At 68.1% G+C, this 12,996-nt stretch carries 10 protein-coding genes; 2 read left to right on the top strand and 8 right to left on the bottom strand.

The features are described from left to right. Positions 1 to 266 precede the first annotated feature (266 nt). From dnaJ to pip, 3 genes are all read right to left on the bottom strand, one after another. Entirely contained in the window at positions 267 to 1,415 is a 1,149-nt protein-coding gene (gene dnaJ, locus A9O63_RS12310; RefSeq protein WP_002721632.1) for a molecular chaperone DnaJ, read from the bottom strand. 72 nt (positions 1,416 to 1,487) lie between these two features. Continuing rightward, positions 1,488 to 3,398: a molecular chaperone DnaK gene (gene dnaK / locus A9O63_RS12305; protein WP_069332203.1), complete on the bottom strand. Its 1,911-nt coding sequence runs from the start codon at positions 3,396 to 3,398 to the stop codon at positions 1,488 to 1,490. 209 nt (positions 3,399 to 3,607) lie between these two features. Then, positions 3,608 to 4,576, bottom strand: coding sequence for a prolyl aminopeptidase (gene pip / locus A9O63_RS12300; protein ID WP_069332202.1), 969 nt, complete (start codon positions 4,574 to 4,576; stop codon positions 3,608 to 3,610). A 61-nt stretch (positions 4,577 to 4,637) separates the two neighbouring features. On the opposite strand from pip, the gene ubiG reads away from it, so the two are divergent. Next, on the top strand, positions 4,638 to 5,381 hold the full coding sequence (gene ubiG / locus A9O63_RS12295; protein WP_069332201.1) for a bifunctional 2-polyprenyl-6-hydroxyphenol methylase/3-demethylubiquinol 3-O-methyltransferase UbiG: 744 nt from the start codon (positions 4,638 to 4,640) through the stop codon (positions 5,379 to 5,381). Between the two features lie 47 nt (positions 5,382 to 5,428). Here ubiG and xylA read toward each other — a convergent pair whose 3' ends face one another. The 5 genes from xylA to xylF form a co-directional block, all read right to left on the bottom strand. Further along, positions 5,429 to 6,730, bottom strand: a complete 1,302-nt coding sequence (gene xylA / locus A9O63_RS12290; RefSeq protein WP_069332200.1) for a xylose isomerase — start codon at positions 6,728 to 6,730, stop codon at positions 5,429 to 5,431. After that, complete coding sequence (xylB, locus tag A9O63_RS12285) at positions 6,727 to 8,163, bottom strand: xylulokinase (RefSeq protein WP_069332199.1); 1,437 nt, start codon at positions 8,161 to 8,163, stop codon at positions 6,727 to 6,729. The genes xylA and xylB overlap by 4 nt, the downstream gene beginning before the upstream one ends. Further along, complete coding sequence (locus A9O63_RS12280) at positions 8,163 to 8,945, bottom strand: ATP-binding cassette domain-containing protein (protein ID WP_069332198.1); 783 nt, start codon at positions 8,943 to 8,945, stop codon at positions 8,163 to 8,165. Before A9O63_RS12280 ends, xylB begins: the two co-directional genes overlap by 1 nt. Then, positions 8,942 to 10,240, bottom strand: a complete 1,299-nt coding sequence (locus A9O63_RS12275) for a sugar ABC transporter permease (protein ID WP_069332197.1) — start codon at positions 10,238 to 10,240, stop codon at positions 8,942 to 8,944. The genes A9O63_RS12280 and A9O63_RS12275 overlap by 4 nt, the downstream gene beginning before the upstream one ends. 88 nt (positions 10,241 to 10,328) lie before the next feature. Next, entirely contained in the window at positions 10,329 to 11,354 is a 1,026-nt protein-coding gene (gene xylF, locus A9O63_RS12270) for a D-xylose ABC transporter substrate-binding protein (RefSeq protein WP_069332196.1), read from the bottom strand. Positions 11,355 to 11,545: 191 nt separating this feature from the next. On the opposite strand from xylF, the gene A9O63_RS12265 reads away from it, so the two are divergent. Then, positions 11,546 to 12,823: an ROK family protein gene (locus A9O63_RS12265; RefSeq protein WP_069332195.1), complete on the top strand. Its 1,278-nt coding sequence runs from the start codon at positions 11,546 to 11,548 to the stop codon at positions 12,821 to 12,823. Positions 12,824 to 12,996 lie beyond the last annotated feature (173 nt).

Raw genomic sequence — 12,996 nt, 5'->3', positions numbered from 1 at the left:
GAGCCGGGAGCCGGGAGCCGGGAGCCGGGAGCCGGGAGCCGGGAGCCGGGAGCCGGGAGCCGGGAGCCGGGAGCCGGGAGCCGGGAGCCGGGAGCCGGGAGCCGGGAGCCGGGAGCCGGGAGCCGGGAGCCGGGAGCCGGGAGCCGGGAGCCGGGAGCCGGGAGCCGGGAGCCGGGAGCCGGGTCCTCCCGAGGGCGGGCCATGGCAAGAGCCCTCGGAGGGACGGGATGAAAAGGCCGCGCCCGTCACGGGCGCGGCGCTTGGGGTCAGCCGGTCATGCCGTCCCAGAAGCCCTTCACCTTCGAGAAGAAGCTCTTGCCCTCGGGATTGTTGTCCTCGGACAGCTTCTCGAACTCGCGCAGAAGCTCCTTCTGGCGGGCGGTCAGGTTGACGGGGGTCTCGACCGCCAGCTCGATCAGCATGTCGCCCGCCCCGCCGCCGCGGAGCGCCGGCATCCCCTTGCCGCGCAGCCGCATCTGCTTGCCGGTCTGGCTGCCGGCCGGGATCTTCACGCGGCTCGACCCGCCGTCGATGGTGGGCACCTCGACCTCGCCGCCGAGGGCCGCCGCCGCGATCGAGACCGGCACGCGGCAGAAGAGATGCACCCCGTCGCGCTGGAACAGCGCATGTTCGCGCACCTCGATGAAGATATAGAGGTCGCCGGAGGGGCCGCCCCGCATCCCGGCCTCGCCCTCCCCGGCCAGCCGGATCCGCGTTCCGGTCTCGACCCCCGCGGGGATATTGACCGAAAGCGACCGTTCCTTCTCGACCCGTCCCGCGCCGTGGCAGACCTTGCACGGGTTCTTCACGATCTGGCCCATGCCGTTGCAGGTCGGGCAGGTCCGCTCGACGGTGAAGAAGCCCTGCTGCGCCCGCACCTTGCCCATGCCCGAGCAGGTCGGGCAGGTGACGGCCTCGGCCCCGCCTTCGGCGCCGGTGCCCTTGCAGGCGTCACAGGCCACCGAAGCGGGCACGTTGATCGTCTTCTGGACGCCGCGGTAGGCCTCGTCGAGCGTCACGCGCAGGTTGTAGCGCAGATCCGACCCGCGTTGCGCGCGGCTCCGCGGGGCGCCGCCGCGCCCCCCCATGAAGTCGCCGAACAGATCCTCGAACACGTCGGAGAAGGCGGAGGCGAAGTCCCCCTGCTGGCCGTAGCCGCCGGCGCGTGCGCCGCCGCCGCCCATGCCGCCCTCGAAGGCCGCATGGCCGTAACGGTCGTAGGCCGCCTTCTTGTCCGCGTCGCGGAGCACGTCGTAGGCCTCGTTCACTTCCTTGAACTGGGCCTCGGCCTGAGGGTTGTCCGCATTCCGGTCGGGGTGGAGTTCCTTCGCCTTCGTTCGGTAGGCCTTCTTCAGCTCGTCAGCCGAGGCCGTGCGGGATACGCCCAGAACCTCGTAATAATCGCGCTTTGCCATTGGCACATCCCCTTGGGCCACGCGAGTGGGGCGGCCCTTTCGAGACCGCCCCCCTCACGTTCCGTTGCGGCCTTACTTCCGCTTGTTCTCGCCGAGATCCTCGAAGTCGGCGTCGACGATGTCGTCATCCACCGACCGTGGACCGTCCTCGTCGGGCGTGGCGCTTCCCTCGGCCTGGCTGGCCTTGTAGATCGCCTCGCCGAGACGCATCGCGGCCTCGGTCAGGTTCTGGATGCCGCCCTTGATCTTGCCGGCGTCCTCGGACTTGAGGGCCTCTTCGAGCGCGCCCATGGCCAGTTCGATCGCCTCGACGGTGGACGGGTCCACCTTGTCGCCGTGCTCCTCGATCGACTTGCGGGTCGAGTGCAGCAGGCTTTCGCCCTGGTTCTTGGTCTCGACCAGCTCGCGGCGCTTCTTGTCGGCCTCGGCATTGGCCTCGGCGTCGCGCACCATCTTCTCGATATCCTCGTCGGAGAGACCGCCCGAGGCCTGGATGGTGATGTTCTGCGACTTGCCGGTGCCCTTGTCCTTGGCGCTGACCGACACGATGCCGTTGGCGTCGATGTCGAAGGTCACCTCGATCTGCGGCATCCCGCGCGGGGCCGGCGGGATATCCTCGAGGTTGAACTGGCCGAGCAGCTTGTTGTCGGCCGCCATCTCGCGTTCGCCCTGGAAGACCCGGATCGTCACCGCGTTCTGGTTGTCCTCGGCGGTCGAGAAGACCTGGCTCTTCTTGGTCGGGATCGTGGTGTTGCGGTCGATCAGGCGGGTGAACACGCCGCCCAGCGTCTCGATGCCGAGCGAGAGCGGGGTCACGTCGAGCAGCACGACGTCCTTCACGTCGCCCTGCAGCACGCCCGCCTGGATCGCCGCGCCGAGCGCCACGACCTCATCGGGGTTCACGCCCTTGTGCGGCTCCTTGCCGAAGAACTTGGTGACCTCTTCGACCACCCGCGGCATCCGGGTCATGCCGCCGACGAGAACGACCTCGTCGATGTCCGACTTCGAGACGCCCGCATCCTTCAGCGCGGCCTCGCAGGGCTTCAGCGACTTCTTGATGAGATCGGCCACGAGGCTTTCCAGCTTCGCGCGGGTCAGCTTCATCACCATGTGCAGCGGCTGCCCGCTGTTCCGGTCCATGCTGATGAAGGGCTGGTTGATCTCGGTCTGCTGGCTCGACGAGAGCTCGATCTTGGCCTTCTCGGCGGCTTCCTTCAGCCGCTGCAGCGCCATCTTGTCGAGCGTGAGGTCGACCCCGTGCTCTTTCTTGAACTCGTCCGCGAGGTAGTTGACGATCCGCATGTCGAAGTCCTCGCCGCCGAGGAACGTGTCCCCGTTGGTCGATTTCACTTCGAACAGGCCGTCGTCGATCTCGAGGATGGTGATGTCGAAGGTACCGCCGCCGAGGTCATAGACCGCGATCGTCTTGGTGTCCTTCTTGTCGAGACCGTAGGCGAGCGCCGCGGCCGTCGGCTCGTTGATGATGCGCAGCACCTCGAGGCCCGCGATCTTGCCGGCGTCCTTGGTCGCCTGACGCTGGGCGTCGTTGAAGTAGGCAGGCACCGTGATGACGGCTTGCGTCACCGTTTCGCCGAGATAGGCCTCGGCGGTTTCCTTCATCTTCTGCAGGATGAAGGCGGAGATCTGGCTGGGCGAATATTTCTCGCCACGCACCTCGACCCAGGCGTCGCCGTTGCCGCCGTTCACGATGGAATAGGGAACGAGCTTCTTGTCCTTTTCCACCTCGGCATCGCCCACGCGGCGGCCGATCAGGCGCTTGACGGCGAAGACGGTGTTCGAGGGGTTCGTGACCGCCTGGCGCTTGGCCGGCTGGCCCACGAGGCGTTCGCTGTCGGTGAAACCGACGATGGAGGGCGTCGTCCGCGCCCCTTCGGAGTTCTCGATCACGCGGGGTTGCGCGCCGTCCATGATGGCGACGCAGGAGTTGGTCGTCCCGAGGTCGATCCCGATGACTTTGGCCATGTTGTGCACCTCTCTTGCGGCGATGTTGTGGGGGTCAGGCCCGACTGTCGGCGTCCGATCCCCGATCCCGAAATTCCTGCCATCCGGGGTGGCGCCCCTTCCGGCTACCGGGCGTATATAGGGGGGGCCATTTGGGGCTGCAAGCGTCACGCGGACGTGAAAATCATGTCAAAGACCGCAGGTCCGCGGTGCCCTCGCGGGCTGCGGCTTCATCCGGGAAGCGTGTCCATCACCCGGACGAGTTCCGCACTGATGCCCGGTTCGGAGAGCGCGTGGCCCGCAAACGGCACGATCCTGAGATCCGCCTTCTCCCACCCTTGGGCCAGCTTCCAGGCGGATACCGGCGGGCAGATCATGTCGTAGCGCCCCTGCACGATCACCGCCGGGATATGCTCGATCCGGTGGCGGTTGGCGAGGATCCAGCCGTCCTGCTCGAGGAAGCCCCCGTGGGAGAAATAGTGATTTTCCAGCCGGGCGAAGGCGCGGGCATATTCCGACGGGCTCTCGCCCAGAGGCCCGTCCTGCGAGACCGAGGCCAGCGCATTCTCCCAGTTGGCCCAGGTGCGGCCGAAGCGCGTCTCCTCCATCAGGTTGCCCGAGAAGAGCCGCCGCCGGTAGGCCGCAACGAGATCCCCCCGCTCCTCCGGCGGAACGGGAGCCACGAACCGGGCCCAGATGTCGGGGAAGAAGGCCGCCGCCCCGCCGCCGTAGAACCAGTCGAGCTCGGCTTTCGTCATCAGGAAGACGCCGCGCAGGATCAGGTTCGACACCCGTTCGGGGTGCGAGATCGCATAGATCAGCGCGAGCGTCGCCCCCCAACTGCCGCCGAAGCAGGTCCAGCGGTCGATGCCGAGCTTCCGGCGGATCGCCTCGATGTCCGAGACGAGGTGCCAGGTCGTGTTCGCCTCGACCGAGGCATGGGGCCGCGACCGGCCGCAGCCGCGCTGGTCGAACAGGATCACGCGGTAGCGGTCCGGGTCGAAATAGCGCCGCATCGAGGGGCTGCAGCCGCCCCCGGGGCCGCCATGCAGCACGAGCACAGGCTCGCCGTCCGGGGTTCCGCATTGCTCGACATAGATCCGGTGGCCGTCGCCCATGTCGATGACCCGCTGATCGTAAGGATCGATCGACGGATAGAGGAACTCGACTGCGCGCTTTTGGCCTGATCTTTGATCCATGTTCGTCCTATATAACGCCGCCAGCCTGATCCGCCATCGGGGAAACCGCAAGGAGTTTGCAATGGAAACGTCCAGCACCATCGATCCGGCCGAGGTTGCCAAGTTCGAGGCCATGGCAGCCGAATGGTGGAACCCCCACGGGAAGTTCAAGCCGCTGCACCAGATGAACCCCTGCCGGCTGGATTACATCACCCAGCAGATCGCCGCCGAGTTCGACCGCGACCTCTCCGCCCCCCTGCCCTTCGAGGGGCTGCGGCTCCTCGACATCGGCTGCGGCGGCGGGCTTCTCTCCGAGCCGATGGCGCGTCTGGGGGCCGAGGTGATCGGCGCCGACGCCGCGCCGCGCAACATCCCGGTGGCGAAGCTCCACGCCGAGCAGTCGGGCCTGACCATCGACTATCGCAACACGACGGCCGAGGCCCTCGCCGCCGCGGGCGAGCGGTTCGACGTGGTGCTCAACATGGAGGTGGTCGAGCATGTGGCCGATCCGCTGGCCTATCTGACGGCCTGCCGCGAGCTTCTGAAGCCGGGCGGCCTGATGATCTGCTCGACGCTGAACCGCAACCCCAAGAGCTTCGCCATGGCCATCGTGGGCGCCGAATGGATCATGCGCTGGCTGCCCAAGGGCACGCACGACTGGTCGAAATTCATCACGCCCGACGAGCTTTACGATCTGATCCGCAAGGCGGGCCTCGATCCGGTCGACCGCAAGGGCATGGTGTTCAATCCGGTCAGCTGGAGCTGGAGCCTGTCCGCTCGCGACCTGTCGGTGAACTACGTCACCGCAAGCGTGCGGCGCAGCTGACATGAAAAGGCCGCCCCGGGGGGCGGCCTTCCGCTTCCGGTCCTGTCTCAGACGAAGCGGTTCCAGAGGTTTTCCAGCCGCTCCTGCCGGCCCGAGCGCGGTTCGGGGTTGATCGCCTCGGCCAGCACGCGGGCCTCGATCTCCTCCAGCGAGGAGGCGAGCATCGCCTTCGCCTCGGGCGTCTCCCAGCCCGCATAACGCGCGGCACGGGCCTTCTCGAGGCTTCCGTCCTCATGGAGCCGCGCCGCGGCCTTCAGCGCACGGGCGCAGGTGTCCATGCCGCCCACATGGGCCAGCACGAGATCCTCGGGGTCGAGGCTCTGGCGGCGGATCTTCGCGTCGAAGTTCGTGCCGCCCGTGGTGAAGCCGCCCGCCCGCAGGATCTCGTAATAGGCCAGCGCCATCTCGGGGTGGTTGTGCGGGAACTGGTCGGTGTCCCAGCCCGACTGATAGTCGTTCCGGTTCATGTCGATCGAGCCGAGGATGCCGAGGCTCGCCGCCAGCGCCAGCTCGTGCTCGAAACTGTGGCCGGCGAGGATCGCATGGCCCTGCTCGATGTTGAGCTTCACTTCCTTCTCGAGGCCGAAGCGCTTGAGGAAGCCGTAGACCGTCGCCACGTCATAGTCGTACTGGTGCTTCGAGGGCTCCTGCGGCTTCGGCTCGATCAGGATCGTGCCCTGGAAGCCGATCTTGTGCTTGTAGTCCACCACCATCTGCAGGAAGCGGCCCGCATTCTCGGCCTCGCGGGTGAGGTCGGTGTTGAGCAGCGTCTCATAGCCCTCGCGCCCGCCCCAGAGCACATAGTTCGCGCCGCCGAGCTTCATCGTGGCGTCCATGCAGCCCTTCACGGTGGCCGCCGACCAGGCGAAGACGTCGGGGTCCGGGTTGGTGGCCGCGCCCGCCATGAAGCGGCGGTGCGAGAAGAGGTTCGCCGTGCCCCAGAGGAGCTTCGTCTTGGACCCTTCCATCTTGGTGCCGATGTAATCGACGATCTCCTCGAGGTTGCGCTTGCTCTCGGCGAAGGTCGCGCCCTCGGGGCGGATGTCGGCATCGTGGAAGCAGAAGAAGGGCGCGCCGAGGATGTCGAACATCTCGAAGGCCACGTCGGCCTTGAGCTTTGCCAGTTCCAGCGTGTCGCCGAACCAGGGCCGGTCGAAGGTCTGGCCGCCGAACGGATCGCCGCCCGGCCAGGCGAAGCTGTGCCACCAGGCGACCGCGAAGCGCAGATGCTCTTCCATCCGCTTGCCGAGGATCACCTCGTCGGGATTGTAGTGGCGGAAGGCGAATTCGTTGGAAGAGCCTTCGCCCTCGTAGCGGATCTGCGGGATACCCGCGAAGAAGTCGGTCATGAAAGGCTCCTGATGGCTGTCTGGGCGGCACGATGGCGCGCGTGGGCGTCGTCGAAGGCGGCGGTCAGGCCGCGGTCGGGCGAGAGGGTGCTGGCGATGGGCGGCAGGGTCGCGATCTCGGCTCCGGCGCCGGTGGCCGCCATGAGCGCAAGCCGCGCGGCCCCGAAGGCTCCGCCGAAATCGCCCGCGGCGGGCAGGAGAACCGGCACGTCGAGCGCCGTGGCGATGGCCGAGAGCCAGTAGTCCGAGCGCGAGCCGCCGCCCACGGCGATCAGGCTCTCGAGCCGGGTGCCGGTGGCGGCCAGCGCGTCGCGGCAGTCGCGGATGGCGAAGGTCACGCCCTCGAGTACGGCGCGGGTGCCCGCCGCCCGGTCGGTCGCATGTTCGAGCCCCGTGAAGGCGCCCCGGATCGCGGCATCGTTGAGCGGCGTCCGCTCGCCGCCGAGATAGGGCAGGAACAGGGTCCGGCCGGGGGCCTGCAGCTCGCCCAGCTCCTTCGTCAGGGCGGAGGCTTCCTGTCCCACGAGGCGGGCATACCAGTTGAGCGCATCGGTCGCGGCGAGGATCACCCCCATCTGGTGCCAGGCGCCCGGCAGCGCGTGGCAGAAGGTATGGACGGCGGTCTCGGGCGCGGGCTGGTAGCCGTCATTGGCGGCAAAGAGCACGCCCGAGGTGCCGAGGCTGACGAAGGCCTCGCCCGCGCGCACGACCCCCCCCCCCACGGCCGAGGCGGCATTGTCGCCGCCCCCGCCCGCGACGACCACGCCCTGGGGCAGGCCCCAGCGGGCCGCCAGCGCGGGGCGCAGCGCACCCGAGACGGCCGAGCCCTCCACCAGCCGCGGCATCGCCTCGCGCGTGAGGCCGGTCGCGGCGAGGAGCGCGTCCGACCAGTCGCGCGCGCCCACGTCGAGCCAGCTCGTCCCGGCCGCGTCCGACATCTCGGCCACATGCTCGCCGGTCAGCCAGAGCCGCAGATAATCCTTGGGCAGAAGCACCTTGGCCACCCGCTCGCGGATCGCGGGCTCGTGCCGCTCGACCCAGACGAGCTTCGGCGCGGTGAAGCCCGGAAAGACGATGTTGCCCGTGATGGCCCGGAAGCGCGGGTCGGCGTCGAGCGCCACCGCCTCGGCATGGCTGCGGGTGTCGTTCCACAGGATGCAGGGGCGGAGCACCTCGTCCGAGGCATCGAGCAGGGTCGCGCCATGCATCTGGCCCGAAAGCCCGATGCCCTTCACCTCCGACAGCCCCTGGGCTGCCAGCTGATCCATCACCGCCTCGGCGGCGGCGATCCAATCGGCGGGCGACTGTTCGGACCAGCCCTCGTGCGGGCGGCTCACGGAGAGCGGCGCCACCGCCTCGGCGAGGACGCGCTGCTCCTCGTCGATCAGGATGCCCTTGAGCCCCGAGGTGCCGAGATCGAGACCGATATACATCAGACAGCTCCTGCCCGTTCGGGCTTCTTGCCGAGGATGATCATGCCGAGGATCTCGTCCTCGGTGACATCGCCCACCTGCTCGGAGCCCACGAGGACCCCGTTCTTCATCACCGAAATCCGGTCGCAGAGATCCATCACGTCATGGATGTCGTGGCTGATGAGGAAGATGCCGAGGCCCTGCCGCTTCAGCTCCTGGATCAGCTCGCCCACCATCCGCGTCTCCTGCGGGCCCAGCGCGGCGGTGGGCTCGTCCATGATGAGGATCCTGGCGTTGAAATAGACCGCCCGGGCGATGGCGACCGACTGGCGCTGCCCGCCGGACAGCGCCGCCACCGGCACCTTGAACTTGCGGAAGTTGGGGTTGAGCCGCCCCATGATGCGGCGCGTCTCGGCCTCCATCCGCGCATCGTCGACGAACCCCAGCGGCGTGACCAGCTCGCGCCCGAGGAACAGGTTCGAGGCCGCGTCGAGATTGTCCGCCAGCGCGAGCGTCTGGTAGATCGTCTCGATATTGTAGCGGCGGGCGTCGCGCGGGTTGTGGATCTCGGCCTTCTCGCCGTTGATGCGGATCTCGCCCGAGTCCATCCGGTAGGCGCCCGAGAGGCATTTGATGAGGGTGGACTTGCCCGCGCCGTTGTGGCCGAGGAGCCCCACCACCTCGCCCGCATGGAGGTCGAGCGAGACGTGATCCACCGCGCGGATGCCGCCGAAGCTGATCGAGACGTCGCGCATCTCCACCAGCGGCGTGGCGCCGGCGGCGCGGTTCGGGTTGAGCGTCATTTGAAGCCTCCGGTCCGCTTGCGGTAGATGATGTCGATCAGCACGGCGAGGACGAGGACCGAGCCCACGACGATGTTCTGGAACGGCGCATCCACCCCCACCATCGCCATCCCGGACTGGAGCGACTGCATGATGATCGCACCGAGGATCGCGCCGTAGATCGTGCCCATCCCGCCCGAGAGCGCGGTGCCTCCGATCACGGCCGCGGCGATGACGCGCAGCTCGTCGAGCGTGCCGATGTCGTTGGCGTGGTTCGTCAGGCGCGCCGAGGCCACCACCGCCGAGAGCGCGCAGAGCCCGCCCAGCAGCGCGAAGATCTTGACCGTCAAGAGCCGCGTGTTGATGCCCGACAGCTCGGCCGCATCCGGGTTGCCGCCGGTGGCGAAGATGTAGCGCCCGAAGCGGGTGCGCTTGGCGATGACGGTCATGGCGATGGCGACCGCCACCAGCAGAAGGACCGAGATCGGCAGGCCGTAGCCCGTCGTATAGCCCTCGGGCAGGGTCTCGCCGCGGGCCTCGAACAGGCGGCGCAGGCGCGCGGCCGGCACCTCGTAGGCATTGACGATGGCGACGAAGCCCAGGATCGCGGCCGAAAGCACGCCGCCCATGACGAGCTCGGCCCAGACCGGCTTGACGGCGAAGCCGTGCGACTGCTTGGCGCGCCGCGCGCTCCAGAGCCCCCAGAGCGCCGCGGCCGTGCCGACGCCGCCGAGGATCCAGGACCAGAAGGGGCCGATGGTGCCGTTGATCCCGCCGAAGAGCTGGAAGGTCTGGTCGAGCGGGCCGATGGTCTGGCCCGAGGTCAGATACCAGGCCACGTTGCGCCAGATGAGGAGCCCCCCCAGCGTCACGATGAAGGAGGGGATGCCGAGATAGCCGATCAGCCAGCCGTTGAAGGCGCCGATGGCCACGCCCACGACGAGGCCGGCGGCGATCGCCACCGGGGCGATGAGCGGGCTTCCGAAATCGATGCCCATCATCTGCGGCAGCACCACCACCTGCATCATGCCCATGACGGCCGAGCAGAGCGCGAGCAGCGAGCCCACCGACAGGTCGATGTGGCGCGTGACGATCACGAAGACCATCCCCGTCGCCATGATCGCGACCGAGACGGTCTGGATCGCGAGGGTGAAGATGTTGCGGGGGGTCAGGAACCGCCCGTCGGTCTGGAAATGGAACACGAGACAGAGCACGACGAAGGCACCGATCATGCCCAGAAGGCGGGTGTCGATCTCGAGTGTCTCGATGAAACTGCGCTTGCGGGCGGCGCCCGGCGCATTGGCGGTGTCGCTCATGGGGGGCTCGTCCTGCTGGGCCGGTCACGGCCGGCGGTCAGGGGCGCCCCGGCCGGCGGGGCGCCCGATCATGCGATCCGGTGACGGATCAGTTGCAGGGAGCCGGGCCGTTCGAGACGCCCTGGCAGAGAGCGTCCTTCCCGATCCATCCCGCATCCACCACGACCGAGAGGTTGTCCTTGGTGATGGCGATGGGCTCGAGGAACACGGCGTTCATCTCGGTGCCCTTGGGCGAGGTCCATTTCTGGGCGCCCTCGACCCCTTCCATCTCGGTGCCCTTGGCCATCGACACGGCGATCTCGGCGGCGGCCTTGCCCAGCTCGCGCGAGTCCTTCCAGACCGAGACGGTCTGCGTGCCCTTGGCGATGCGGTTCAGCGCGGCATGGTCGCCGTCCTGACCCGAGACCGGGATGCCCTGCATCCCCTGCGCCGTCAGCGCGGCGATGGCGCCGCCCGCGGTGCCGTCGTTCGAGGCCACGACCGCATCGACCTTGTTGTCGTTGGCGGTCAGGATCTGCTCCATGTTCCGCTGGGCGTTGGCGGGCAGCCAGCTGTCGGTATAGGCCTCGCCCACGATGGTGATGTCGCCCGCGTCGATGGCCTTCTGCAGCACCTCCTGCTGGCCGCCGCGCAGGAAATCGGCGTTCGGGTCGGCGGCATTGCCCTTGATCATGACATAATTGCCCTTCGGCGCCTGCTCGAACACGGCGCGGGCCTGCATCCGGCCCACCTCGACGTTGTCGAAGGTCAGGTAGAAGGCGCGGTTGTCCTCGATCAGCCGGTCATAGGCCACGACCGGGATGCCCTCGTCGGCGGCCGCCTGCACGGCCGGGCCGATGGCGTCGGCATCCTGGGCCAGGATGATGAGCGCATCGACCCCCTGCGAGATCAGCGCCTCGACGTCGGACAGTTGCTTGGCCGAGGAAGATTGCGCGTCGGCCGAGACATAGGTGGCGCCCGCCGCTTCGAGGGCCTCCTTGATCGCGGCCTCGTCGGTCTTCCAGCGTTCTTCCTGAAAGTTCGACCAGCTGACGCCGACCGTCAGATCCTGGGCGAGCGCGGCAGAGGAAAAGCCGGCCGTGGCGACCACGGCGGCCAAAAGGGCCTTATGCATTATGAACCTCCCTGGTGCGGCGGAATCGCCGCCACGCCAACAGGATTGGCGCGAATAATTTCAGTTGTCAAAGTAAAGTTGAACGATCAATCTGAGATCGACAGGTGAAGACCGCGCATCCTGCCTGACATCAGGCACTTGGGGCTGAAATGCCGAGGATCTGCGAGATCATTATTTTGGACAGGAAATAAATGCGCCGGCAGGTCCGCAAGCGGTCCGCCCCCGACTCCACGGTCGGATGCGGTCCCCTGATTCCCCCGCTCGTCGAGAGCGCGCGCCCCCTGCGCCAGCAGGTGTTCGAGAGGGTGCGGGCCGCCGGCCTGACGGCACGGGTGCAGGTGGCGCGCGATCTGAGCGTGAGCCCCGCCTCGGTCACCACCATCGTCTCGGAACTGATCGAGGCGGGCCTCGTCGAGGAGGTGGCCACCCGCCGCGAGGGCGAGAGCGGCCGCGGCCGGCCCGTGGTGGCGCTCGGCGTGCGGGCCGCGGCGCATCGCGTCGTGGGCCTGAAGATCTCGGACCGCGACCTGTCGGCCGTGGTGATGGATTTCGCGGGGCATCTGCTGGCCGAGCATCATGAGGAGCGCAGCCCGGAGGCCCTGCCGCCAGACCGTATCCTGGGCCTGATCGAGACGCTGCTCGACCGCGTGACCACCAAGGCGGGCCTGACCCGGCAGGACCTGTCGGCGGTAGGGATCGGGCTGCCGGGCTATGTCGACAGCGCGGGCGGGCGGGTGCTCTGGTCCTCGATCCTGTCCGAGCGCAACGTGCCGCTCGGGCGGCTCGTGACCGAGCGGCTCGGCCTGCCGGCCCAGATCGACAACGATGCCACCCTCTGCGCCATGGCCGAACTCTGGTTCGGCGCGGGGCGGCGCCTTTCGGACTTCGTCGTCGTCACCATCGAGCACGGGCTCGGCATGGGCATGGTCACGAACCACCGGATCTTCCGCGGCGCCCGCGGCATCGGGATGGAACTCGGCCACACCAAGGTGCAGCTCGACGGCGCGCTCTGCCGCTGCGGTCAGCGCGGGTGCCTCGAGGCCTATGTGGCGGATTATGCGCTGGCCCGCGAAGCCACCACCGCCCTCAACTGGACCCACCGGCAGACCCAGTCCACTGCCGTCCTGCTCGAGAGCCTGCACGACCATGCCAAGGCCGGCAATCAGGCCGCCCGTTCGATCTTCCGCCGCGCGGGGCGCTATCTGGCGGTGGGGCTGGCCAATGTCGTCAATCTCGTCGATCCGCCGCTTCTCATCCTCGCGGGGGCGCGGCTGCGCTTCGACTATCTCTATGCCGAGGAGACGCTGGCCGAAATGAACGCCCTCGTGCTGGAAACCGGGCGGCCGCTGCCCGAGATCGAGATACACGCCTGGGGAGAGATGCTCTGGGCGCATGGTGCGGCGGCTCTGGCTTTGTCGGCCTTGGGCGAACGGCTGCTCGCGCTGCCGCGGGAGGGAGTCGCCCAGTAGTTGAACGTGGCGGCTGAGCCACATGAGGATTCGCGCGGAAGTGGGTGAAACCCCGGAACTTCCGGCGGAATTACGGCATTGTTGACGTTGGGGCCGCTTTTGCGGCCGCACGGAATGGCTTCTGTCGGTTGCCGCATGGTGTTCCGCCTGCAATAGTTTCAGCAGATGCATAA

This window comes from Cereibacter johrii, assembly GCF_001720585.1.
Classification (GTDB): domain Bacteria; phylum Pseudomonadota; class Alphaproteobacteria; order Rhodobacterales; family Rhodobacteraceae; genus Cereibacter_A; species Cereibacter_A johrii.
Note: the sequence above shows the minus strand (reverse complement) of the source record. Positions and strands in the feature narration are given on the sequence as shown.

Coding starts and splice junctions, on each gene's coding strand:
- dnaK (WP_069332203.1), bottom strand. CDS start 3,398: ATGGCCAAAGTCATCGGGATCGACCTCGGGACGACCAACTCCTGCGTC.
- xylB (WP_069332199.1), bottom strand. CDS start 8,163: ATGTATATCGGTCTCGATCTCGGCACCTCGGGGCTCAAGGGCATCCTG.
- A9O63_RS12280 (WP_069332198.1), bottom strand. CDS start 8,945: ATGACGCTCAACCCGAACCGCGCCGCCGGCGCCACGCCGCTGGTGGAG.
- xylF (WP_069332196.1), bottom strand. CDS start 11,354: ATGCATAAGGCCCTTTTGGCCGCCGTGGTCGCCACGGCCGGCTTTTCC.
- xylA (WP_069332200.1), bottom strand. CDS start 6,730: ATGACCGACTTCTTCGCGGGTATCCCGCAGATCCGCTACGAGGGCGAA.
- A9O63_RS12275 (WP_069332197.1), bottom strand. CDS start 10,240: ATGAGCGACACCGCCAATGCGCCGGGCGCCGCCCGCAAGCGCAGTTTC.
- ubiG (WP_069332201.1), top strand. CDS start 4,638: ATGGAAACGTCCAGCACCATCGATCCGGCCGAGGTTGCCAAGTTCGAG.
- pip (WP_069332202.1), bottom strand. CDS start 4,576: ATGGATCAAAGATCAGGCCAAAAGCGCGCAGTCGAGTTCCTCTATCCG.
- A9O63_RS12265 (WP_069332195.1), top strand. CDS start 11,546: ATGCGCCGGCAGGTCCGCAAGCGGTCCGCCCCCGACTCCACGGTCGGA.
- dnaJ (WP_002721632.1), bottom strand. CDS start 1,415: ATGGCAAAGCGCGATTATTACGAGGTTCTGGGCGTATCCCGCACGGCC.